This is a genomic window from Planococcus maitriensis, assembly GCF_003289925.1.
Classification (GTDB): domain Bacteria; phylum Bacillota; class Bacilli; order Bacillales_A; family Planococcaceae; genus Planococcus; species Planococcus maitriensis.
Genome location: NZ_QLZQ01000006.1, coordinates 45,615 through 69,461 on the forward strand (window position 1 = coordinate 45,615; position 23,847 = coordinate 69,461).

Sequence of the window (23,847 nt, forward strand, 5' to 3'; positions counted from 1 at the left end):
TCCAATTATGCTTCTTGTCCGACAGTCTCGTCTTCGATGCCGAGTTCCGTCTTGATCCAGTCATAGCCTTCAGCTTCCAGTTTATGGGCAAGCTCAGGACCGCCGGATTTCACGACGCGGCCTTGCATCATGACATGGACATGATCTGGCGTGATGTAGTTCAACAGGCGCTGATAGTGAGTGATGATCAGGCAGCCGAAGTTCTCGCCTTTCATTTGGTTAATGCCTTCAGATACGACTTTCAAAGCATCGATATCGAGCCCGGAGTCAATTTCATCGAGTACGGCAAATGTCGGTTTGATCATCATCATCTGAAGGATTTCGTTGCGTTTCTTCTCGCCGCCGGAGAATCCTTCATTCAAGTAACGCTGCGCCATGTCCTGGTCCATCGCAAGAGTTTCCATCTTGCTGTCAAGTTCACGGATGAATTTCATCAATGAGACTTCATTGCCTTCTTCGCGGCGGGCGTTCATCGCAGAGCGCATGAAGTCAGCATTGGTGACGCCCGAGATTTCACTCGGGTACTGCATAGCTAGGAAAAGGCCCGCACGCGCGCGCTCATCGACTTCCATCGCCAATACGTCCTCCCCGTCCAATTCGATCGTGCCTTGTGTTACTTCATATTTTGGATGCCCCATGATAGCTGATGCCAAGGTGGATTTCCCTGTACCGTTCGGCCCCATGATGGCATGGATTTCGCTCGTATTAATAGTTAAGTTTACACCTTTTAAAATCTCTTTTCCTTCGATTTCAACGTGTAGATCTTTAATGACCAAAGTTGACATGTAAATACCTCCATAATGTTATTGAAGAATGCCCTGCACTCTTAATTAGTATCATTCTAATCTTAACTTATATTCACTTCAGTAGCAAATGTTTAAATCGGCTGCATACTCTTGCCAAAAACCATTTTGAAATCCGGATTTCCTGCTGTCGGAAAGCTGAAACCCGAGATTCTTGATGATTTCCTGCATTTTCATTGAAGTTAGGCTAAATGAGAATTCATTTCAATAAACTTTGCCGTAAACGCCGGATTGCCATTGCTTGGGCATAGAAAAACCGGACAGAGGATTCCCTCTGTCCGGCAGCTTCAATTCATGGTCAAATGTATGTGGATCGTTTATCTATTGCTACTCGCGGTGCGCTTGGCGCTCGATTTGTGCCGCAACCGACTGGCCTTGGCGATAATCCTGCTCCCGGCGCTGTTCAACTTCAAGGATTTTTTGCGGGTCATTTTGGTATTCGTTCAGTCCGTACCCGTGTACGTCTCTGAATGCCTGTTCCATTTTTTCCGTCTTTTCAATACCTTGAGAATCGATAATAAACCATTCCTTTCGAGTTTTCGTATTTTACTTTTACAAGTATACCCGACTCATAAAGGATTAAACAAGTTAAATATTCTAATTTATCTGAAAATAGACCTATCGTCATAGTTATTGGAAATATATAGAAAAAGCTGTCCGTTATACGGACAGCTTTCGTAAATTATTGGCTTACTTCGCTGTAAAGATTAGATGCAATCAAGCCGTTTTCTTCCAACACTTCATTCAAAGCAGCGTCAGCTTCGGCAAATTTGTCTGCAGCCGCCTGAAAATCAGGTGCTTCTGTATCCAGCTCCTCAGCCTTCATTTCGTAAGATTGTACGATCGAAGCCAATGCCCCCTCGATTTCTTCTTGATGGCCGCTTAGCGACTCCGGCACTTCGATCGCTTCCACTGCTTGTTTCGCTTGTTCAGCGGATGCAGAAGCCTTCTCCTTCATCTCCGACAGTTCCGCCCCTTTTGGCAGCGTACTTTCGGCTTGGGCGATTTCGAAGTCGTTCAAGTGCGCATCTTCCTTATTTATATCCTTAGAAACGGATAGATAAAATTGCATCAATTGGCTTTTGATGCTCTCTTTTCCGGATTCCATCGTGGCTGATCCAGAAGCCGTCTCAGCTGTATCGGTAGATTGTTCGGTTCCGCATGCCGCGAGCAACAAGGCAGCAGATAAGCCGAGGATTGTGATTTTTTTCATGTTCGTGCCTCCTGATTTTCATATCCAGCATATGATAGCATAGCCCGATTTATCCGTATAGAGAGCAGGAAAAAGCCGGAATTCATTGAATTCCGGCATAATTCATGCTTTTTGGGAAGGAGTGAAACGATCGACGATATTTGCGAGCGCACCATCTCCTGTTACGTTGGCTGCAGTACCGAAACTGTCCTGCGCCATGTACAAGGCGATCATCAACGCGACCATCGTCTCGTCAAAGCCGAGCATCACTTCCAGCAATCCGATAGCTGCCATGACAGCGCCGCCTGGAACGCCGGGAGCCGCAATCATCGTCACGCCAAGCATGAGGATGAACGGGAAGAAGCCGCCGAATGACGGCGACTGCCCTGTCAATAAAATCACGCCGATTGCACAAGTGACGAGCGTAATTGTACTGCCCGATAAATGGATCGTTGCAAACAATGGGACCGTGAAGTCAGCCACACGTTCTTTCACGCCCGTTTTACGTGCTTGGCGCAAAGTGACAGGAATGGTAGCTGCTGAAGATTGTGTGCCGAGCGCCGTGAAGTAAGCCGGCAGCATTGTCCGGATCAAAGCGAACGGGCTTTTCTTTCTCAACACGCCGGCTGCGGTGTACTGGCCCGTAAGCATGACCCAGTGCAAAGCAATAATCAGGATAAAGACCACCGCAAATAGCGACAGGATTTCCAACACTGCCCCGCCGTAGGCCATATTCGCAAAAATACCGAAAATATGGAACGGCAATAGCGGGATTATGATGTAGGAAATAACTTTCTCGATAATCTCCTGGAACTCCTCGAAGAATGAGGCCATCGTCTTGCTGCCTGTAGAAGCCATGCCGATCCCAAGAAGGAAAGCCAAGATCAAGGCGCTCATGACGCCGAACAATTGCGGGATTTCCAACTCAATGAAACTCGAAGCAAGCGCATTTGCCGGATCATCCAGATTGTTCAGCGAACCGCCTTCCATCAAATTCGGCAAAATGGATGAAGCTACGATAAATGCAAGTACTCCTGCTACGATAGTGGATAGATACGCAACCGCAGTCGCAAGGCCCAGTAATTTCCCCGATCCTTTGCCGAGTTTTGCAATACCTGGTGCGATAAAACCGAGAATGATCAGTGGCACGATAAAATTCAAGAACCCGCCGAAAATCCCTGTGAATGTAGCAAATACGCGGATGAGCGCTTCTGGTGCAACAGAGCCGATGAGTACGCCAAGCACGATGGCCAGCACAATCCGCGGCAGCAAACCGAATTGAAATTTCATGATCTTGTCCTCCCTGTGAAAACAGTTGTTTATTCGTTATTATGTGAAATTACCATAGTTTTCGAAAAGCTAATAGCTTTTTCCTAAATCACGTAATATTTTTATTATTTCGAAAAAATAATAAAATGTTTTGAAGGATTGCTGAAAGTGTTTTATTCCGCAAGCTCTTCCGTTCCCCCCCTGTTTTTCAACATAAAAAAACGCGATGCATTCCTCTCGGGAATGCATCGCGTTCTATGGTTTATTATTCAACAGGAATGACAGCGCCGTCCCATTCTTCAAGGATGAAGTCTTGGATTTCTTGTGAAGTCAAGACTTCGACTAGTGCTTGAATGTCTTCGTTTTCTTCATCACCGGATTGAACGACGATCAGGTTGGCATAAGGAGAATCCGAACCTTCAAGTGCGATTGAATCTTCCATCGGCTTCAAGCCTGCATCGATAGCATAGTTGGCGTTGATGAATACTGCATCGCCTTCATTTGCTTCGTACATTTGCACGAGTAGCGCCGGTTCGTATTCTGTCTCGAACTGGATGTTTTTCTCGTTTTCAACGATGTCGCTGACTTCAGCTGTTGTTTTGTCAACATTTTCATCAAGCTTGATCAATCCTTCTGCTTCAAGAATTGACAGCATACGACCGTGCTCCGCGACAGAGTTGCTCATAAGAATCGTTCCATCTTGTGGAATCTCATCCAAAGACGTAATGTCTTTTGAGTAGATGCCCATTGGCTCGATGTGGACCGCGCCAGCATTGGCGAAGTCATATCCGTGATCGGCAATTTGTGCTTCCAAATAAGGAATGTGCTGATAATAGTTGGCATCCAGATCCCCTGATTCCAAGTCTTGGTTCGGAAGGATATAATCCTGGTATGTTTCGATTTCAAGCTCAATTCCTTGTTCTGCAAGGATTGGTTTTGCCTGTTCTAAAATCTCTCCGTGAGGCACGTTAGAAGCGCCGACTGTCAACGTGCTTGTTTCTTCGCCTTCTGAACCGCCGCCGTTGCTTTCTTCAGCGCCGCAAGCCGATAACGCCAATACTGCTGCAAATGAACCGAATACTAATTTTTTCATTACAAAATTCCCCTTTTCTTCTATTAAATGTAGTTTTATATAATACCAGGCAATGACTGCCCCTTTTTATTTAATCGATCCGCCCAAGACGGCTTAGCGTTTATCGGCTCTGCCGGTCAAGAAGTCACCGACAAATTGGACGGCGAAGACGATGACCAAAATCAAGATCGTCGAAACGAGAGTTACGTCTTCGCGGCTTCGTTGGAACCCGTCCAAGAACGCGAGCGTCCCGAGCCCTCCAGCGCCGATGATGCCTGCCATGGCGGTATAGCCAACCAAGGCGATGGCGGTTACGGTGATTCCGGAAATCAAAGCGGGTTTTGATTCAGGCAGCAGCACTTTGCGGATAATCGTCCACGTCGTCGCTCCCATCGAGCGCGCGGCTTCGATGACGCCTTTGTCGATTTCTTTCAAGGCGATCAGCACCATGCGGGCATAGAATGGAGCTGCCCCGATGATCAATGCCGGGAGTGCAGCGTTCGGCCCACGGATGCTGCCGATCAGGAATTTCGTGAATGGGATAAGCAAAATGATCAAGATGATAAATGGAATCGAACGGAATATATTAACGAACGCTCCTGATAGCCAGTTGACCACTTTATTCGCCCATAATTGGTTGGGTGCAGTCAAAAACAGGATAACGCCTAGCACGAGCCCGATGATAAACGTGAACAGCGTGGACACTGCCGTCATGTAAATCGTTTCGAGCGTCGCTTCCCACATAGCTTGCCAATCAACGTTCGGGAACAAATTCTTAAGCATTGCCCATCACCTCCGTCTGTACATCATGCGCACCAAGGAAGGCAAGTGCCTTTGCGATCTCATCTGCTGTTCCCTTCAATTGAAGGATCAGTGTGCCATAAGCACCGCGCTGTGTGTGAGAGATATTGCCGTGGACGATATTGACTTCCACTTTGTATTCCCGAATCAGCTGCGTCAGGATCGGCTGCTCCGCCTGGTCACCGACGAATATCAATTTGACCAATTGCCCTTCCGGATATTGCTCGCGCAAATGGCGGACGGTCTCTGCCGAATCTTCCGTCTCGGTCACTTGGGCAACAAAGCGCTTCGTGATATTTTCCTTCGGATGCTGGAAGACATGCAGCACTTCGCCCAGTTCGACGACGCGCCCGCCTTCCATAACCGCCACGCGATGGCAGATCTTGCGGATGACGTGCATTTCGTGCGTGATCAAGACGATTGTCAATCCAAGGCGCTTATTGATGTCGATCAATAAATCCAAAATCGCATCGGTCGTTTGCGGATCAAGTGCCGATGTCGCTTCATCGCATAGAAGCACTTCAGGGTCATTGGCCAGTGCCCGGGCTATGCCGACGCGCTGCTTCTGCCCGCCGGAAAGCTGGGCTGGATAGGCGTTTTCACGCCCTTCCAAGCCGACCAGTTCAATCAGCTCTGCAGAACGCTTGCGCCGCTCCTCTTTCCCCACTCCGGCAATCTCAAGCGGGAATTCAATGTTCTCACGCACGGTCCGCGACCACAGCAAATTGAAATGCTGGAAGATCATGCTGACCTTCTGGCGGGCTTTGCGAAGCTTCGGTCCCGAAATCGCCGTGATGTTCTGGCCGTTGATCTCAACAGAACCTTCACTCGGCTTTTCAAGGCCATTCAGCAGGCGGATCAAAGTACTTTTCCCTGCTCCGCTATAGCCGATGATGCCAAAAATCTCGCCTGCCGGCACTGTCAAATCGACATGGTCGACAGCCGTCAAACGCGCTTTGCCGGTATCGAATATTTTTGTCAATCCTTTTAACTCAATCATGATTGGGCACTCTCCTAAATCTTTTGCTAATAAAAAAAACCTTCCTGCTCAGATAAGCAGAAAGGCGCGTGTGTAAACACAATAAACCGTTCTCTCATCTTTCAAAGCCTGAACTTTGAGTGACTTGGCACCATTTCATTTTCATGACGGTTGCCGGGCTTCATCGGGCACTTCCCTCCACCTCTCTTTATAAGAGTTACGCTATTAAGTTAATTTCAGAAATTAAATTTATCATGGCTGGCTATATTCGTCAACCGATTTCAATTTCTCATACAAATAAGGCACCGATTGGAAAGCATAGACCTTATCCGTCACTTTGCCATCCTGGGAGATCAGCAGGCATGGCACGCTTTTCACTTCGTAGAGCTCCGCGACTTCCTGTACATAATTCAAATTGGCTTTGCCCATCGGGAGGCCCGGCAAAAGTTCCGCAACTACGCCAAGCATCTTGCTCGCGACTTGGCAGGTACCGCACATCGGCGTATACAGATAATACGCTGCCACAGGCTGTGTGTTTTTTTCCTTGAGCCATTCTTTATGTGTCCATTCGTTCATAATAGTCATTCCCTGCAACTGGATTTAAGACCCGCACATCTGCCGCGATCAGCACGTCAAGAAGCTTCCGCAGCGGCGTTGTCGCCACCTCTTTATAACTTCGGTCGATATGGAAATGGCGGGCTTCCGGAAACTCGCGTTTGATGAGCTTGCGAAGTTTGTCTCCGGAAGAATCCGCATCGACCAATATGATGATATCCTGCCCTTCGAAGGGCAACAGCATTTCCTCGAGTCTTGTAGCACTAACTGTACCATTTGTGCAAAGAATCGTCACGGGTTCTGCAATCAAGGGAGCTATCCGGGTTTTGTCGCTGATTCCTTCAACCACTATCACTTTCTCCATAAGTAATCCCCCCAGAAAACGATATATGAAAAAAAGCGCCAAAAAGAGGCGCTTCCAGAACTTACTCGTTTGTCATTTCTTTGTATTCGTCAGCTGACATCAATGCATTGACATCATCTTCGGAAGGGGCTTCCACAACGACCATCCACGCTTTTTCATAAGGCGATTCGTTGACGAATTCCGGGCTGTCTTCAAGCTCGGAATTGACTTCGACGATTTTCCCGCTGATCGGCGCATACAATTCCGATACCGTTTTAACGGACTCGACGCTGCCGAAAGGCTCGTCTTTTTTCAGCTCATCGCCGACTTGCGGAAGCTCGACAAATACGATGTCTCCAAGTTCATCTTGCGCGAAATGAGTGATGCCGATACGTGCTTTGCCGTCTTCGACTTTAACCCATTCGTGTTCTTTTGAATAGCGAAGCTCTTGTGGTGTGCTCATCCAAACCCCTCCAAATATGTAATTGACTCAATTTCAGTTTGCCACAACCAAGGATGAAAAACAAGACGACAAACTTGTCAACTCCATGTATTTGCGTATACGTCTTCCTTGAAGCCGAGTGTCGCCTGAGAACCGTCCCAAGCGAGCGGGCGTTTGATCAGCATGCCGTCCGACGCCAGCAATTCATATTGCTCATCTGCGGACATGTCCGGCAGTTTTTCCTTCAATCCGAGTTCGCGGTATTTCTTGCCGCTCGTATTGAAAAACTTCTTCAGCTCGATGCCGCTCGTTTCGTGGATTACTTTCAACTGTGCTGCGGAGGGCGGGGTTTGCGAGATATCGATGTAGTCGAACTCCGCACCATTCGCCTCAAGCCATTTCTTGCCTTTTTGGCAGGTCGAGCATTTCGGGTAAGCGTAATACTGGATCATCAAATCTCCTCCTGTCTTGTAACCAAGCATATCAAAATGCCCCGGGCCAGTCGACTGCCGAGAGATTGGTTTTATCCGAATAAAAACAGGAAGGGTTTCCCCTTCCCGTTCTTTGTGGTCGATTAAACGACGTATTTTTCTGTGTTGATCAATTTTTCGGATGCTTCGCGTTTTTTCGCGATCAAGTTATACGGTGTTGAACGCGTCAATTTGCGGAGGGCGGACAGCATCATGCGCTGGTTGTCGCCTTCGATTGCCGCGATCAAGGTTTCTTTCGCATCTTTCTCGATTTCCTCAAATGCTTCCTGGCAATAGATTTGCGTGTAGAGAAGCTTCTGTTTCGCTTTTTCTTCCCCGCCCGCGGCAATCGCTTTTTCCGTGCGCAGGACAACGGATTCCATCGCGAAGACATTGCTGACGATATCGGCGATGTTCACGAGCACTTCCTGTTCAGCTTCAAGTTTCTTGCCGTAAGTCTGTGCGGCAAGTCCTGCAGCGAGAATGGCGATTTTCTTGGCATTTTTCACCAAGGCCTTTTCCTGCGCCAAGGCTTCCGTGCCGACTTCTTCTGGCATCATCATCAACAATTCTTCCTGCAATGCTTGTGCATGTTGCAATAGCGGCAATTCGCCTTTCATCGCTTTGCGGAGCAGTGTGCCCGGCACGAGCAGGCGGTTGATTTCATTCGTTCCTTCAAAGATCCGGTTGATGCGGGAATCGCGGTAGATGCGCTCGATTTCATATTCCTGCATAAAGCCGTAGCCGCCGTGCAGTTGAACGCCTTCATCGACGATATAATCCAAAGTTTCCGTTCCGAAGAATTTATTCAACGAACATTCGATGGCGAATTCAGCGATGGAATCCGCGACCAGTTTGCCATCAGCCTGCTGCTCATCCGTGAAGCCGCTCATGCGGTCTTCGAACAAGCCGACCGTTCGGTATACCGAGCTTTCGACTGCATATAATTTAGATGCCATTGTCGCCAACTTCTCTTTTGTCAGGTTGAAAGAAGAGATCGGCGTCTTGAATTGCTGGCGCTGATTCGTGTAAGGAATCGTCAATTCCATTGCGCGCTTGGATGCGCCGATTGTACCGACGCCCAGTTTATAGCGCCCGATGTTCAGGATGTTGAAGGCGATGATATGGCCGCGCCCTGCTTCGCCGAGAAGGTTTTCCACTGGCACTTCCGCGTCTTCCAAGATCAATGTACGTGTGGAAGAAGATTTGATGCCCATCTTCTTTTCTTCCGGCCCGACCGATACGCCGCCGAAATCGCGCTCGACGATAAAGGCCGAGAACTGTTCGCCGTCGATTTTCGCATAGACGACGAAGACATCCGCAAATCCAGCGTTCGTGATCCATTGCTTTTCGCCGTTCAAGACGTAATGCGTACCTGCTTCGTTCAGTTTAGCAACTGTTTTCGCGCCCAGGGCATCCGAACCGGAACTCGGCTCGGTCAAAGCGTATGCTGCGATTTTCTCGCCTGTCGCAAGGACCGGCAAGTATTTCTTTTTCTGCTCTTCGTTACCGAACAAGACGATCGGCAATGAACCGATACCGACGTGAGCGCCGTGCGTGATGGAGAAACCGCCCGCTTTGGACATTTTTTCGGCAATCAAAGCAGATGCGATTTTGTCGAGCCCGAGCCCGTCATATTGTTCCGGAACGTCTGCGCCCAAGAGACCGAGTTCGCCCGCTTTTTTCAGGAGTTTGACGGAATGCTCGAATTCGTGGTTCTCCAGGTTTTCGACCAAAGGCATGACTTCCGTGTTGACGTAATCCTCTGTCGTCTTGGCGATCATTTTATGCTCTTCCGTGAAATCCTCCGGCGTGAACACACGCGATAGGTCTGCATCTTCGATCAGGAAGCTTCCGCCTTTGATCAATGTTTTTTCTTGTTCCATTTTCCATTCCTCCCAATTTATCTTTTGATTGAACCCCTGTTAATCGTATCCCCCAAAGTTCTCTTTATAGCATTTCGAAGACGCCGGCTGCGCCCATTCCGCCGCCGATGCACATCGTGACGACGCCGAATTGTTTGTTCTGGCGCTTCAGTTCACTGAGCATGCGCAAAGTCAGAATCGAACCTGTCGCACCTAGCGGATGGCCAAGTGCGATGGCGCCGCCGTTCAAATTGATCTTGTCCATGTCCAGGCCAAGTTCGCGGATGACGCCAAGCGACTGGGAAGCGAAGGCTTCGTTCAATTCCCACACGTCGATATCGTCTTTCGTCAGGCCAGCCAGTTTTAAGGCTTTCGGAATCGCAACGACCGGGCCGATGCCCATGATTTCCGGCGGAACGCCGCCTGTTGCGAATGAACGGAATTTCGCGATTGGCTTGAGGCCAAGCGCCTCCGCTTTTTCACGGTCCATGACGAGCACTGAACCTGCTCCGTCAGAGGTCTGCGAAGAGTTGCCCGCTGTTACCGTGCCGCGCGCCGAGAATGCCGCGCGCAGTTTATTGAGTGTCTGGATGGAAGTACCGTGGCGCACCCCTTCATCCATTTCGAACATAAATGATTTTTCCTGGTATTTGTTCTGGCTGTCGACATAGCGCTGGATCACTTCGACGGGCACGATTTCATCGACGAAATGTCCTTTTTCGATTGCCCTAGCCGCATTTTCATGCGAGCGAACCGCAAAAGCATCCTGGTCTTCACGGCTGACGCCGTATTGCGTTGCCACTTGTTCTGCCGTATGGCCCATACTCATGTAATATTGCGGTGCGGTTTCGGCAATTTTGGCGTTCGGCCGCAGCACATTGCCCATCATCGGCACCATGCTCATCGACTCGACACCACCTGCAATGATCGCTTCGGCGTGGCCGACCATGATCCGTTCCGCTGCATAAGCGATCGACTGCAAGCCCGATGAACAAAAGCGGTTGACCGTAACTGCCGGCGTCGTATCCGGAAGCCCGGCCAATGCCCCGATATTGCGGGCGATGTTCATGCCTTGTTCAGCTTCCGGCATGGCGCAGCCCATGATCAAATCATCTATGGGGCCATCATATCCAGCCCGCTTCAATGTTTCCCGTACGACGAGTGCCCCGAAATCATCGGGCCTCACTGTCGCGAGAGAACCTTTTTTCGCTTTTCCGACCGGCGTTCTGGCCCCGGCCACAATTACTGCTTCGCGCATATCATTTCCTCCTCTATCTAATCGGCAATCAATTGCGTAATGGTTTCCCTTTGACGAGCATATGCTGCATGCGCTGCTGTGATTTCGGTTCAGCAACCAAACTCAGGAATGCTTCACGTTCCAAATCGAGTAAATATTGCTCATCGACTTTCGTGCCGTATGGCAATTTGCCGCCCGACAAGACATAAGCCAGTTTCTTGGCGATTTTCATATCGTGTTCGCTGATGTAGCCGGACAACAGCATGCCTTCAGCTCCCAGCAGCATCGCGGCATATCCCGCTTCTCCTGCGACCGGCACTTTTTCTCTTCTCGGCGCTTGGTAGCCATTATCATACAGCGACAATGCCAATTGCTTCGCATCGTGAATCAAATGGTCGCTATTGACGCTGATGCCGTCGACGAAATTCAGGAAATTGTTCTCGCGTGCTTCATCTGCGGATGTCGATACTTTGGCAGTCGCAATCGATTCGAAAACGCCGGCTGCCAAATTGACATAGTCTGCAGTGACATTATTCGGCAAGCCCTTCAATTGCTTCATATATAACTCTTTGTTTCCGCCGCCGCCCGGAATGAGGCCGACGCCTGCTTCCACTAAGCCCATATAGGTTTCCATGGATGCCTGGACGCGTGCTGCAGGCAGGATGACTTCCGCCCCGCCACCGAGCGTCATGCCGAATGGTGCCGCCACGACCGGCTTGGGACTGTATTTCAATTTCAGCATGGCGTTCTGGAACGTCCGGATTGTCAAATCCAGTTCGAAGATATTGTCGTCTTGCGCTTCCATCAAAATCATGCCAAGGTTAGCGCCGACACAGAAGTTCTTTCCTTGGTTTCCGATGACGAGCCCTTTGTAGTTTTTCTCGACTTCATCGACCGAGAAATTGATCATTTGCATGATATCGAGCCCGATTGCGTTCGAACGCGAGTGGAATTCAAGAAGCGCGATGCCGTCCCCTAAGTCGATCAGGCTTGCGCCGGAATTCGATTTGATGACGCCATGCTTTTTCTTGTAGCGTTTCAAGTCGATTACTTTTTCGTTGACCGGGACGAGCTGGTAATCCGAACCGTCGAAATAGTACAGATCGCCGTTTTCTTCTTTATAGAAGGAATCAAAGCCTTTTTCGAGCAAGCTTTCGGCAAATGCCGGAATGGCGATGCCTTGTTCTTTCATTTTCTCCACCGACTGTTTCACGCCGATGGCATCCCATACTTCAAATGGTCCTTGTTCCCAGCCAAAGCCCCATTTCATGGCATTGTCGATTGCGACGATATCGTCTGCAATCTCACCATGCAGTTGTGCGGAATAGGCGAGTGTCGGAGCGAGGATGCTCCACAGCAATTCACCTGTGCGGTCATCCGCATAAACGAGCGTCTTCATTTTCGAAGGCAGGCCTTTTTGCTGCTTGGCCATCTCCTGTGAAGGCGTTTTCAACTTTTGCGTCGGGCGGTATTCCATTGTTTCGGGGTCTAATTCGAGGATTTCTTTGTCTTTCTTCTGGAAAAAGCCTTGTTTCGCTTTGGCACCGATCCAGCCATTTTCGACCATCTTCTTCATAAAATCTGGCGTATCGAAAATTTGCTGCTCTTCGCCTTGTGTCTGGTCGTAGACATTTTTCGAGACATGCATGAATGTATCGAGTCCGACAACGTCCAGCGTACGGAATGTTGCGGATTTCGGGCGGCCGATAAGCGGCCCGGTAACGGAATCCACTTCACCGACTGAATAGCCGCGATTTTGCATTTCGCGCACTGTGACGAGCAAGCCATATGTGCCGATGCGGTTGGCGATAAAGTTCGGTGTGTCTTTTGCCAGGACGACGCCTTTTCCGAGGCGGTCTTCGCCAAATTGCTGCATGAACTCGACGACTTCCGGAGCTGTCGCGTCTGCCGGGATGACTTCAAGCAATTTCAAGTAGCGCGGCGGGTTGAAGAAATGGGTGCCGAGGAAATGCTTCTGGAAATCCTCCGAGCGCCCTTCAGCCATCGCATTGATGCTGATGCCCGATGTATTGGAAGAAATGATGGTGCCAGGCTTTCTCACGGCATCCACTTTTTCATAGAGTGATTTCTTGATATCCAAGTTTTCGACGATGACTTCGATAATCCAATCCACTTCGGATAATTTTTCAAGGTCATCTTCCAGGTTGCCTGGCGTGATCAAGCCCAAGTTTTTCTTTTGGGTCAACGGGGCAGGTTTCTGCTTCAATAGTTTTTGAGTGGCAGTTGCTGCGATCCGGTTGCGGACTGCATGGTCTTCGAGTGTCAGCCCTTTTGCTTGTTCTTCTTCCGTCGCTTCTTTCGGGACAATGTCGAGCAGCATGACAGGGATACCGATATTGGCTAGATGAGCTGCAATTCCAGAACCCATAACGCCTGATCCGAGCACCGCCGCTTTTTTAATTTTATATGACACGAGCAAACCCTCCTGTTTTTGAATGAACCCTCATTCATTTTCTGGGTAAAAAAAAGAAATGCTTTCCTTCTCGTTCTTAGTGTAAATTATATTGCCTATTTTCGCAATATTTAATCGGAAGATTTTTCTGCCGTATTTATCCAAGCACTTGGAGAGCAGGCAAAAAAAGGGTAAGATTAAAAAGACAATTAAAGGAGGCAATTTGATGAAATCCCTAAAAACAACTGAGCAATTCAACGATACAATCCAAAATAGCGAACCGGTCATCGTGAAATTCCAAGCTGGCTGGTGCCCGGACTGCACGCGCATGGATATGTTCATCGACCCAATCATCGAACAATATGATAACTACCAATGGTTTGATGTCAACCGCGACGAACTGCCGGAAATCGCAGAGCAATACGAAGTGATGGGCATCCCGAGCCTGCTGATTTTCAAAGATGGTGTAAAACAAGCCCATCTTCACAGTGCCAATGCCAAGACTCCCGCGTCTGTCATCCACTTCCTGGAAGAACAAGAGGCCTAATACACAAGCTTCCAAATACCATTCAGCCAATAAAGCAGAGGTGCTCATATGGATCCACATCAGGAAATCAAGGAACTGAAAGAACTCGTCGCACATTACCAGGACGTTATCCGCAATATGTCAGCGCCGATCATTCCGTCGATTGTGCCAAATACAATCCTGGCGCCGATTGCCGGCTATGTTTTCCGCGACCGCTTCGAAACGATCCGGACCAAAGTGCTTGAATACGCAGCAGAGCATCGCGATACGGAGCGAGTCATCTTTGACTTCACGGGGGTCACGATGCAGGATGTCCAGTCATTCGATTTCAATGAACTGGCACTTGAATTGACGCAATTGAATAGCGCACTGAAATTGATGGGGCTGCGCGGCATTTATGTCGGTTTCAATCCCCGCTTTGTACGTGAAATCGTCCACGCCGGAATCCAAGTCGACTTGGAAGTCTACACTACCTTCCGCAGTGCCTTGCAAGCTTTGCTTGATGAACGCGAAGCTAAGCTGCGCTGAATCGTTTAAAAGGAGGATGCATCATGAAAGTGCTGCTCTCTTTTCAAGCAATGAACCAATACGCAGAACAAGTGCCCCCCGCCTTCCGTGCGTCTGCTTGCGGGCCGGTTACAGCAGCTTCCATCCTCCATTATCATGAAGGCGTGGCGCCGGGGATTGGGCCGCTTTACAGAAAACTTGGGGCGACACCGATTGGCTTGAGTGCATTTTGCCTGATCCGGCGATTGAAAAAACTCGCGGGGCCGAGATATGACATCAAGCGGATCCGCGCAATCGAGCAAGTCAAACGGCAACTCGATGCCGGCTATCCACTCGCCCTGAAATTCGACCGCTATTTCTCCTTGCGCTGGCGCCAGGCAAGCACATTCGCCTATCACTGGGTCCCGCTCATCGGCTATGAGGAAACCGGGGACGATTTGCTGCTGTTCATTCACGACAACGGACAAAAAAACCGCCCGAGCAAGCTGCGGGCGGTGTCGTTCCGGGAGAATCGGGGCGTATTGAGTTTCGTCCAGATTTCACCGGTTTCCAAATCAGATAAATGATTTTTCCAAAAGCCTTGCGAGCAGGCGGAATTCCCGTTCGTCGCAAATCCTCACCAAATCAGAAGAATAATCGGGCACTGCAATTTCCTCGAGTGCCACATCGAGCTGGAGGTCATCTTTAATGACCGCCAGCTTTTTCGATAGCGCGAGCATATCCTGATGCTCTTCGATTTTCTTTTTCTGGGCCGGCTTCAGCTCCTCGATATGTTCAAGGACCCCTTCGACCGAACCGTAGCGCTGGATCAACTGGAGTGCCGTCTTAGGCCCGATGCCTTTGACGCCAGGATAGCCGTCGCTCGGGTCACCCATGAATGCTTTCACATCAGCGAACTGTCCCGGCATGATGCCATATTCTTCTCCGAACCGTGCATCGGTATAGAGATCATAGATATGAAAGCCTTTTTTCATGAAGGCGATCTTGACCGACGGGTTCAATAGCTGAAGCATGTCTTTATCGCCGGTGATGATCGTATAATCCGCCTCGTCCGGCCATTTTTTCGTAAACGATCCGATAAAATCATCCGCTTCGATGCCCTTTTCGCCGTAATTTTTCCATCCGAGAAGCTCGGACACTTCACGCGCCTGGTCGAATTGATGCACCATATCTTCAGGTGGCGCCGGCCGGTTTGCTTTATAGCCGTCGAACATCTCGGTACGGAAGGTATGCGCGCCCATGTCCCAGCACACGGCGATATGGGTCGGCTTCATCAATGATTTTGCGGTGAGCACGTGGCGCGCGAATCCTTGTACGCCGTTTGTGGCGAGCCCGCTTTCTGTGCGGAAAAACTGCCCGACGCCTGCTGTTGCAAAATACGAACGGAACAATACCGCCATCCCGTCCACTAGCATAATATGTGGTTTTTCCAAAAAGTACTCCTCCATTCAACACGATTTCCATTATCCATTATACGCGACTTTCCATAGAAAAAGGGTGCCGGACTTCCGGCACCCTTTTCGTTCTGTGTTTTCCGAAGCTACTTGCTTGCTTTCCGTGGGGCGGGAATCGAGCCTCCTCAACCGCTTCGCGGTCTGCGGGGTCTCTCAAACCCGCTGATCCCACAGGAGTCAAGCAAACGCTTCTCCAAACACTTTGAAAGTTCACTGAATTTTTTATGCAGGATAAGCTTTTGCTCACTTTTACATATAGAGAGCTATCCTCTAGTTCAGCATCTTTTCATAGTTTATCGTTTGCGCTTGATTGCTTTGTATTCAAGGTTCAAGGCTTTGTAGAACGACGCCATCATCAATAGCATAATGAACGAGAACGGGAAGGCGGCGATGATTAATGCCGTCTGCAAGGACCCGAGTCCGCCTGCAAAGAGCAGGATGACCGCGATGGTCGATTGCGCAATCCCCCACGTCAACTTCACGGCGTTCGCTGGATCCAAAGATCCGTTTGAGCTTTGCATGCCGAGAACAAACGTCGCCGAGTCGGCAGATGTGATGAAGAAGGTCGAAATGAGCAAGACTGCAACAATCGACAACAACATGCCAAGCGGCAATTCATTGAACACCGCAAACAAAGTTTCTTCTGTCAACAATCCAGTCAAATCGACGCCGCTGCTTTGCACATCGATTGCCGTTGTACCAAATGCCGCGAACCAGATGAAGCTGATGAACGTCGGAATGAGCAAGACGCCAAACAGGAATTCACGAATGGTCCGGCCTTTGGAAACGCGGGCGATGAAAATCCCAACAAACGGTGACCAAGAAATCCACCAAGCCCAATAGAAGATCGTCCAGCCATCAATCCATGACCGGTTTTCCCCATTGATTGGAGCTGCACGGAAACTCATATTGATCAAGTTCTGGAAATAGCTTCCGAGTGAATCGGTGAACATATTGAAAATCAACAAGGTCGGCCCAAGAACGATTACCAAAATGAGCAAGGTAATAGCAAGCACCATATTGGTATTCGACAAGTACTTGATCCCTTTGCTGATGCCTGACCAAGAGGAAACCATAAACAGCACAGTGACGACTGCGATGATGATGATTTGCGTAATCAGGCTATCCTCTGGAATGCCGTCAAACAAATACGCGAGCCCTCCATTGATCTGGATGGCACCGAAGCCAAGTGTCGTCGCGACGCCGACCGCTGTAGCGAATACAGCAATAACGTCAACAAGAACACCCCACGGGCCTTTCATGCGGTCGCCGAACAATGGGCGAAGCGTCGAGGAAATAAGCCCCGGCTCACCTTTACGGAATTGGAAGTATGCCAGCGATAATGCAACTACTGCGTAAATTGCCCATGCATGGATGCCCCAGTGGAAAAATGTAAAACGCATGGATTCCCGGAACGCTTCCTGAGATCCCGGCTCAGCTGTCGCCGGGTCGATCGCGAAATGCGATAGCGGCTCTGCCGCACCCCAGAATACGAGCCCGATACCCATGCCCGCTGAGAACAGCATTGCAATCCATGTTGCAAATGAATATTCCGGCTTGTCTGTGTCTTTCCCTAATTTAATCTGTCCCATTGGACTAACAAGGAAGTACAAGCAAAAGATAACCATTACTGAAACGATCAATAAATAATACCAACCGAACGAAGTAGTCAGGAATGATTCCATATTGCCGGTAACTTCCGCAAAATGTTCTGGAGCAAGCGCACCGTAGCCAACTGCCAAAGCAATTAGAACAATCGCGATCCAAAACACGTTTGTTACTTTATTCATATAGTCTCCTCCTTTTAATTTCTTCACAAGATATTACGCTACGGAACATTGGCGCGCTTGTCAACTGTCTGAATTATGTATCAACATAGCGCTTAGCTTCAATATCAAATACCCCTAGCCATGCGCCATGAAACAATGGAAAATAAGCCCAACTGCCCAAGACGACCGATAGGATTGCCTTGGGCAGTTGGATGCCCCATCTTTAAAACGGTTCGCTGAATCCGAGTGAAATGCAAATCAGCCAGAGAGGCAGCCGCCCCGTGCCTTATCGAGCCGCAGCAGCGAACAGGCCTGGCTTGTTTAGACAAACGGCGATTGCGGGTAAAGAAATGGGATGTCTATATTAAAGGATATTTACCATTATCTATAACAGAACTGGAGCTGAACAGAATATGGCACAGAAAAATACGGCAATCGTCACTGGGGCCAGCAGTGGTATTGGCCAAGCTACCGCAAAGGAACTGGCTGCAAAAGGCTACCATGTCATGCTCGCTGCACGGCGAGAGGAGCGCCTAGTGGAACTGAAGAAAGAAATCGAAGCTGAAGGCGGAAACGCAGATTACAAAGTGACCGACGTGACTTCAGTAGACGACATGAAATCACTGGCACAAGAAACACTTGAGAAAACCGGGAGAATTGACGTATTTGTCAATAATGCCGGGCTCATGCCGCTGTCATTCATGAATAAGCTGAAAATCGATGAATGGGACAAGATGGTTGATGTCAACATTAAAGGAGTCCTCTACGGGATCGCAGCTGTACTGCCGATCATGGAACAACAAGAATCCGGCCATATCCTGAATGTCTCTTCTGTTGCGGGGCATCAAGTTTCAAAAGGCAGCGCCGTGTACAGCGGCACGAAATACGCTGTCCGCGCCATTTCAGACGGATTGCGCCAGGAAATCGATCCGTCCCATGAAATCCGCGTAACTATCGTTTCTCCAGGCGCGGTCGAAACCGAACTGACCAACACCATCACCGATGAAGATGTGCTGGAGGCCTTCAAAGGTACATCCATGGAGATGCTCAAAGCGCATGATATCGCGAAAGCCATCGCCTATGCCGTTGAACAGCCGCCGCATGTCGACGTCAACGAAATCTTGATCCGCCCGAGACAACAGCCTTAATAAGAATGGAGCGATTCAAATGGAGACCGATTTTTCCAAGCTTTATATAAATGGCGAGTGGATTCCAGGATCCAGTGACAGCCATATGAAAAATACCAACCCCTTCACCGGCGAAGAGCTCATCACGACGCAAGCTGCCGATAAGGGCGATTTGGACGCTGCCTATAAAGCGGCAGAAACGGCACAGCTTGCCTGGTCACAGGAATTGCCCCAGGCCAAACAAGCAGTCATGGAGAAAGCAATAGAAATCATGAATGAAAATGAAGAACTGATCATCGAGTGGCTCATCAAGGAAGCCGGCAGCACAAAAATCAAAGCGACTGTCGAATTCGGCGCATCGATGAACATTTTGAAAGAAGCGGCAACATTCCCGTTCCGCATGGAAGGAAAAATCATGCCTTCCCAGCAACCGGGCAAAGAAAACCGCGTCTACCGCAACCCGCTTGGTGTCATCGGCATCATCAGCCCGTGGAACTTCCCGTTCCATTTGGCCATCCGCTCGATCGCGCCAGCACTAGCCACTGGCAATGCCGTCGTCATCAAACCGGCAACCGATACGCCAGTGACTGGCGGATTGCTGTTTGCCAGCATTTTTGAAGCGGCCGGACTGCCGAAAGGCTTGCTGAACGTCGTGGTCGGCAGAGGCTCTGAAATCGGCGATGACATTGTCACCCATCCGACGCCGCGTCTTATTTCATTTACCGGTTCGACGCCTGTCGGCAAGCATATCGGTGAACTTGCAGGCGGCGCATTGAAGAAGACCGCCTTGGAACTTGGCGGCAATAATAATTTCATCGTGCTTGAAGATGCCGATATCGACCAGGCCGTGGACTCTGCCCTATTCGGCAAATTCTATCACCAAGGCCAGATTTGCATGTCCGTCAACCGTATCTTTGTCCACAAGGATATTTACGATGAATTTGCTGAGCAGTTCATTGAACGTGCCGGCAATTTGAAATACGGCAACCCGGCAGAAGCAGATACGCAAGTCGGGCCGCTCATCAACCGCGACCAAGTCGACCGCATCCTAAAAGACATCGACGCCACGATCGAACAAGGCGCGAAAATCCGCCTCGGCGGCAATGCGGACGGCAATATGCTCGAGCCGACAGTACTGACCGGCGTCACCAACGATATGCCGCTCGCAAAAAACGAAATCTTCGGCCCTGTCGCAATCCTCATTCCGTTTGACAGCGATGAGGAAGTCGTGGAACAGGCCAATAAATACCCGTTTGGGCTTAGTGGGGCCGTGCACTCTTCGGACATCCAGCATGCAACGGACATCGCCCACCAGATCCACACCGGCATGATCCATGTCAACGACCAGCCGGTCAACGACGAAGCGCATATGCCATTCGGCGGCGAAAAAGACTCCGGCCTCGGACGTTTTAACGGCGAATGGGTGCTTGAGGAATTCACCACCATGAAATGGCTGTCCGTGCAGCATCAACGCAGACAGTATGGGGCATTTGTGGATAACACGAAGAAATAAAACGCGAAACCGGCAGCTTCTATATAGCTGCCGGTTTTTTTTAGGAAAGACTTTATCAATACACACTCAGCTTACTCAACCATTATATTGAAAGAGTATTAATATATACACATTTCATATTTTAAGCGCTAGTAATGGTTCTCATTTCAGCTTTTCACAAAACAAAAACGCCAAAATCCTACTAAAGGATTTTGGCGTTTCGTATACTCCATAAAATTCTATGGAGACGGCGGGAGTCGAACCCGCGTCCAGAGACTCCGTTACTTGAGCATCTACGCGTGTAGCTTATCTATTGGGTTTTCGCCGCTCAATCTGCCGACAAGCAGGCGTCATGAGGGCTAGTTCGAGAATCTCTTGCAGTCAGCTCAAACGGCACTGACTGCCGTATCCCACTAAAAGTGAGCTCTATGCAGCCACATGGGCGATGGTTACATAAAGCAGATCCGAGCTTACGCTGCGAATGCTAGGTTGTTGTTAGTTTTGCCAGTTGTTATAAGTTACGTTGATGACGGAGCCGATCCTCCGACGCGCAACCCAAGCTCGAACCATCCCTGTCGAATCCGTAACGTCCCCTCATTAAAAGAGAACACGGAAGTGGCTTAGCTTCGGTGTACTGTTATCAGTATAGGACAAAACAGGTCAGGGTTCAAGTTTAACGGCTTCTCTCTTTCAGCGCGCGGTCGATTGCCCGTTTCGCGTCTTTCTTCTTCAAGTCTTCGCGCTTGTCGTATTTCTTCTTCCCTTTACCGACGCCAAGCAGCACTTTCGCATAGCCGTCTTTCAAATACATCTTGAGCGGGACGATTGCCGCCCCCTCGACTTTCGATTTGCCGACAAGTTCGTTGATTTGCTTTTTATGCAATAATAACTTGCGTGAGCGCAGCGGGTCGTGGTTAAACTGGTTGCCTTGTTCATATGGCGAGATATGCATATTGGAAATCCAGGCTTCGCCGTTCCGTACACGGACAAATGCATCTTTGATCTGTACTTTACCCTGGCGCGCTGATTTAATCTCCGTGCCGAGCAGGACAATCCCCGCTTCGATCGTTTCTTCAATCGCGAAATCGAATCCCGCTTTTTTGTTCTGGGCAATGACTTTGCCTTCTCCTTTGGCCATTTCTGTTCACCTCAAACTGTTGGAAAAAGCGGCACGCGGCCGCTTTTTTTATTTCTTCTTGCGGCGCTGCTGTTTTTTCGCAGCTCCTTCGTAAAACTTTTTCTTTTCGTTTTTCGGCTTGCGTGTCGGGCCGCCTTCTCCGCGCTTCTTCCCATCTTTCGGCTTGTCGCCGCCTCTGCCGGTACGGATCACTTTCGGGCTATCCTTGCGCGAGCTGCGGCGCGTATTTTGCGCCATGCCGACGATTTCGAAATCGATGGACGACTCTTCCGGTTTGACCCCGATCACGCGCACTTCGACTTCATCACCGATGCGGAACTGGCGTTTCGTGCGTTCGCCGATCATCATCATCTGGCGGTCGTCAAACTGGTAGTAATCATCGGTCAAATTGGATACATGCACGAGGCCTTCGATCGTGTTCGGAAGCTCGATGAACATGCCGAAATTCGTGACAGACGACACGATGCCCGTGAATTCCTCACCGACTTTATCTGCCATATACTGCGTTTTCTTGAGTGCATCCGTATCGCGCTCAGCTTCGACTGCACGTCTTTCGCGGTCGGATGTGTGCTGTGCGATATCATCCATTTCCGCTTCCCAGTGGCGGATTGTCTTTTTCGATAAGTCTTTTTCGATCAAATACGTACGGATCAAGCGGTGTATGATCAAGTCAGGATAACGGCGGATCGGCGACGTGAAATGAGTATAGTACTCTGTCGACAAACCGAAGTGGCCGAGACTTTCCGATGAATATTTCGCTTGCTGCATCGAACGCAGCATCATCGTCGAGACGACCGGCTCTTCCGGTGTGCCGGCGATGGAATCGACGATTTCCTGCAAGGCTTTCGGATGGATTTCATTGCCTGAGCCTTTGACAACAATCCCGAAGTTCGTGATGAACTCGAAAAAGCGCTGCAGTTTTTCCGGTTTCGGGTCTTCGTGGATGCGGTATAATGCCGGCACATCCATATGGTGGAAATGCTCAGCGACCGTTTCATTCGCCGCGAGCATAAACTCTTCAATCAAGCGTTCCGCCACCGTCCGTTCACGGACGACGATATCGACTGGATAGCCTTCCTCGTCAACGATCACTTTGGATTCCTTGAAATCGAAATCGATCGCCCCGCGGGTCATGCGGCGCTGGCGCAAGATGGCAGCCAAATCTTTCATCAACTCGAACATTGGTACGAGTTCTTTGTATTGCTCTTTCAAGTCCTGGTTGTCCTGTTCCAGGATTTCGTAGACGTCCGTATAGGTCATGCGAGCTGACGTGTTAATGACGCTTTGGAAAATATCGTGCGACAATACTTCCCCTTTGTCATTGAAAATCATTTCACAAGACAATGTCAAACGGTCGACGTTCGGATTGAGCGAGCAAATCCCGTTAGACAAGCGGTGCGGAATCATCGGGATGACGCGGTCCGTAAGATAAATGCTTGTCGCTCGGTCGTATGCTTCGCGGTCGATTGCCGACCCTTCCGTCACGTAATGGCTGACATCCGCGATATGGACGCCCAACTTATAAGTGCCGTCTTCGAATTTTTTCACTTGTACGGCATCATCCAAGTCTTTTGCATCCGCGCCATCGATTGTGACGATCTGCTCGTCACGCAAATCGCGGCGGCCATTCAGGTCTTCAGGGTCGATTTGGTCCGGTACGGCATTCGCCTGATCGAGCACATCCTGCGGGAATTCGACTTCGATACCATATTTATGGATGATGGACAAAATATCGACACCTGGGTCATTTTTATGGCCGAGCACTTGTGTGACCATGCCCGTTGCGGACAGACGCCCTTCCGGCCAGCCGGTGATCTCGACAACGACTTTATGGCCGTCGACGGCACCGAGTGTATCGTCTTTGGCGATAAAGATATCCATATTCATTTTCTTGTCATCCGTTACGACAAAGCCGAAGCCTTTGTTTGCCTGGAACGTGCCGACGACTTTCGTCGTGCCGCGCTCCAGGATGCGGATGACTGTTCCTTCACGGCGGTCACCGGATGATCCTTCCGAAACACGGATCATGACCGTATCCCCATTCACCGCTCCGTTCACTTCATTCGGCGGGATGAAGACATCATCGAGACCTGCTTCTTCAGGCGCAAAAAAACCGAAGCCTTTGGCGTGGCCGATAAATTTGCCGCGCATCAAGTTCATGCGGTCCGGCACACCGTAGCGGTTCGAGCGCGAGCGTACCAATTCGCCTTTTTCCTCGAGCTTGACGAGCGTCTTCACCAATTCCTTGAATTCGTCGGCATCTTCAAAACCGAACTGTTCTTCTATTTCTGTAACCGTTAATGGCTTGTATGCTTCTTCACGCATAAAGGCCAATAAACGCTGATCCAATGACTGTTCATTCTTGCCCAATCCTAACTCCTCCTTTTGAGACC

General features: G+C 49.6%; 23 protein-coding genes, 1 other RNA gene and 1 riboswitch. Of the genes, 5 read left to right on the forward strand and 19 right to left on the reverse strand.

Translation table 11 applies throughout. The features are described 5' to 3' along the window. Positions 1-5: 5 nt before the first annotated feature. The 14 genes from sufC to DP119_RS12765 all read right to left on the reverse strand — a co-directional run bounded on the left by sufC (position 6) and on the right by DP119_RS12765 (position 13,462). Positions 6-785, reverse strand: a complete 780-nt coding sequence (gene sufC / locus DP119_RS12705; protein ID WP_112233530.1) for a Fe-S cluster assembly ATPase SufC — start codon at positions 783-785, stop codon at positions 6-8. Positions 786-1,130: 345 nt separating this feature from the next. After that, entirely contained in the window at positions 1,131-1,286 is a 156-nt protein-coding gene (locus tag DP119_RS15880; protein ID WP_167399234.1) for a YuzK family famiily protein, read from the reverse strand. Between the two features lie 199 nt (positions 1,287-1,485). Next, on the reverse strand, positions 1,486-2,016 hold the full coding sequence (locus DP119_RS12710; protein WP_112233531.1) for a hypothetical protein: 531 nt from the start codon (positions 2,014-2,016) through the stop codon (positions 1,486-1,488). A 102-nt stretch (positions 2,017-2,118) separates the two neighbouring features. Next, complete coding sequence (locus DP119_RS12715) at positions 2,119-3,285, reverse strand: dicarboxylate/amino acid:cation symporter (RefSeq protein ID WP_112233532.1); 1,167 nt, start codon at positions 3,283-3,285, stop codon at positions 2,119-2,121. A gap of 244 nt (positions 3,286-3,529) precedes the next feature. After that, a complete protein-coding gene (locus DP119_RS12720) occupies positions 3,530-4,357 on the reverse strand; it encodes a MetQ/NlpA family ABC transporter substrate-binding protein (RefSeq protein WP_112233533.1) in 828 nt (275 codons plus the stop codon). A gap of 93 nt (positions 4,358-4,450) precedes the next feature. Beyond that, the gene (locus tag DP119_RS12725) at positions 4,451-5,119 is read right to left on the reverse strand and encodes a methionine ABC transporter permease (RefSeq protein WP_112233534.1); all 669 of its coding nucleotides are present in this window, start codon (positions 5,117-5,119) and stop codon (positions 4,451-4,453) included. Then, positions 5,112-6,137, reverse strand: a complete 1,026-nt coding sequence (locus tag DP119_RS12730; RefSeq protein WP_112233535.1) for a methionine ABC transporter ATP-binding protein — start codon at positions 6,135-6,137, stop codon at positions 5,112-5,114. The genes DP119_RS12725 and DP119_RS12730 overlap by 8 nt, the downstream gene beginning before the upstream one ends. A gap of 91 nt (positions 6,138-6,228) precedes the next feature. Then, positions 6,229-6,333: riboswitch (SAM riboswitch) on the reverse strand. Positions 6,334-6,368: 35 nt separating this feature from the next. After that, entirely contained in the window at positions 6,369-6,692 is a 324-nt protein-coding gene (locus tag DP119_RS12735) for a thioredoxin family protein (RefSeq protein ID WP_112233536.1), read from the reverse strand. After that, positions 6,673-7,035 (reverse strand): ribonuclease M5, encoded by a 363-nt coding sequence (locus DP119_RS12740; protein WP_112233537.1) that lies wholly within the window; start codon positions 7,033-7,035, stop codon positions 6,673-6,675. The genes DP119_RS12735 and DP119_RS12740 overlap by 20 nt, the downstream gene beginning before the upstream one ends. Before the next feature lie 61 nt (positions 7,036-7,096). Continuing rightward, positions 7,097-7,477, reverse strand: a complete 381-nt coding sequence (gene gcvH / locus DP119_RS12745) for a glycine cleavage system protein GcvH (RefSeq protein ID WP_112233538.1) — start codon at positions 7,475-7,477, stop codon at positions 7,097-7,099. Positions 7,478-7,554: 77 nt separating this feature from the next. Further along, positions 7,555-7,911, reverse strand: a complete 357-nt coding sequence (locus DP119_RS12750) for an arsenate reductase family protein (protein WP_112233539.1) — start codon at positions 7,909-7,911, stop codon at positions 7,555-7,557. 119 nt (positions 7,912-8,030) lie between these two features. Beyond that, positions 8,031-9,812, reverse strand: a complete 1,782-nt coding sequence (locus DP119_RS12755) for an acyl-CoA dehydrogenase family protein (protein WP_112233540.1) — start codon at positions 9,810-9,812, stop codon at positions 8,031-8,033. Between the two features lie 64 nt (positions 9,813-9,876). After that, positions 9,877-11,049, reverse strand: coding sequence for an acetyl-CoA C-acetyltransferase (locus tag DP119_RS12760; protein ID WP_112233541.1), 1,173 nt, complete (start codon positions 11,047-11,049; stop codon positions 9,877-9,879). Between the two features lie 28 nt (positions 11,050-11,077). After that, complete coding sequence (locus tag DP119_RS12765; RefSeq protein ID WP_112233542.1) at positions 11,078-13,462, reverse strand: 3-hydroxyacyl-CoA dehydrogenase/enoyl-CoA hydratase family protein; 2,385 nt, start codon at positions 13,460-13,462, stop codon at positions 11,078-11,080. A 205-nt stretch (positions 13,463-13,667) separates the two neighbouring features. Between DP119_RS12765 and DP119_RS12770 the strand changes: the two genes are divergently transcribed. The 3 genes from DP119_RS12770 to DP119_RS12780 are packed head-to-tail and all read left to right on the forward strand — an operon-like array spanning position 13,668 to position 15,040. Beyond that, positions 13,668-13,988, forward strand: coding sequence for a thioredoxin family protein (locus DP119_RS12770; protein WP_112233543.1), 321 nt, complete (start codon positions 13,668-13,670; stop codon positions 13,986-13,988). A 48-nt stretch (positions 13,989-14,036) separates the two neighbouring features. Beyond that, positions 14,037-14,495: an STAS domain-containing protein gene (locus tag DP119_RS12775; RefSeq protein ID WP_112233544.1), complete on the forward strand. Its 459-nt coding sequence runs from the start codon at positions 14,037-14,039 to the stop codon at positions 14,493-14,495. A 23-nt stretch (positions 14,496-14,518) separates the two neighbouring features. Beyond that, the gene (locus DP119_RS12780) at positions 14,519-15,040 is read left to right on the forward strand and encodes a C39 family peptidase (RefSeq protein ID WP_112233545.1); all 522 of its coding nucleotides are present in this window, start codon (positions 14,519-14,521) and stop codon (positions 15,038-15,040) included. On the opposite strand, the gene DP119_RS12785 is transcribed toward DP119_RS12780, so the two are convergent. Further along, entirely contained in the window at positions 15,029-15,907 is an 879-nt protein-coding gene (locus DP119_RS12785) for a 5'-3' exonuclease (protein ID WP_112233546.1), read from the reverse strand. The two genes, DP119_RS12780 and DP119_RS12785, sit on opposite strands and share 12 nt — an antisense overlap. Positions 15,908-16,221: 314 nt before the next feature. Then, positions 16,222-17,718, reverse strand: coding sequence for a glycine betaine uptake BCCT transporter (locus DP119_RS12790; RefSeq protein ID WP_112233547.1), 1,497 nt, complete (start codon positions 17,716-17,718; stop codon positions 16,222-16,224). Positions 17,719-18,110: 392 nt separating this feature from the next. Between DP119_RS12790 and DP119_RS12795 the strand changes: the two genes are divergently transcribed. After that, on the forward strand, positions 18,111-18,845 hold the full coding sequence (locus DP119_RS12795; RefSeq protein ID WP_112233548.1) for an SDR family oxidoreductase: 735 nt from the start codon (positions 18,111-18,113) through the stop codon (positions 18,843-18,845). Between the two features lie 19 nt (positions 18,846-18,864). Beyond that, positions 18,865-20,337 (forward strand): aldehyde dehydrogenase family protein, encoded by a 1,473-nt coding sequence (locus tag DP119_RS12800; protein ID WP_112233549.1) that lies wholly within the window; start codon positions 18,865-18,867, stop codon positions 20,335-20,337. 218 nt (positions 20,338-20,555) lie between these two features. On the opposite strand, the gene ssrA is transcribed toward DP119_RS12800, so the two are convergent. The 3 genes from ssrA to rnr form a co-directional block, all read right to left on the reverse strand. After that, positions 20,556-20,910: a transfer-messenger RNA gene (gene ssrA, locus DP119_RS12805) on the reverse strand. 79 nt (positions 20,911-20,989) lie between these two features. Next, the gene (smpB, locus tag DP119_RS12810) at positions 20,990-21,454 is read right to left on the reverse strand and encodes an SsrA-binding protein SmpB (RefSeq protein WP_101189982.1); all 465 of its coding nucleotides are present in this window, start codon (positions 21,452-21,454) and stop codon (positions 20,990-20,992) included. Positions 21,455-21,502: 48 nt separating this feature from the next. Further along, complete coding sequence (gene rnr, locus DP119_RS12815; RefSeq protein ID WP_112233550.1) at positions 21,503-23,824, reverse strand: ribonuclease R; 2,322 nt, start codon at positions 23,822-23,824, stop codon at positions 21,503-21,505. Positions 23,825-23,847 lie beyond the last annotated feature (23 nt).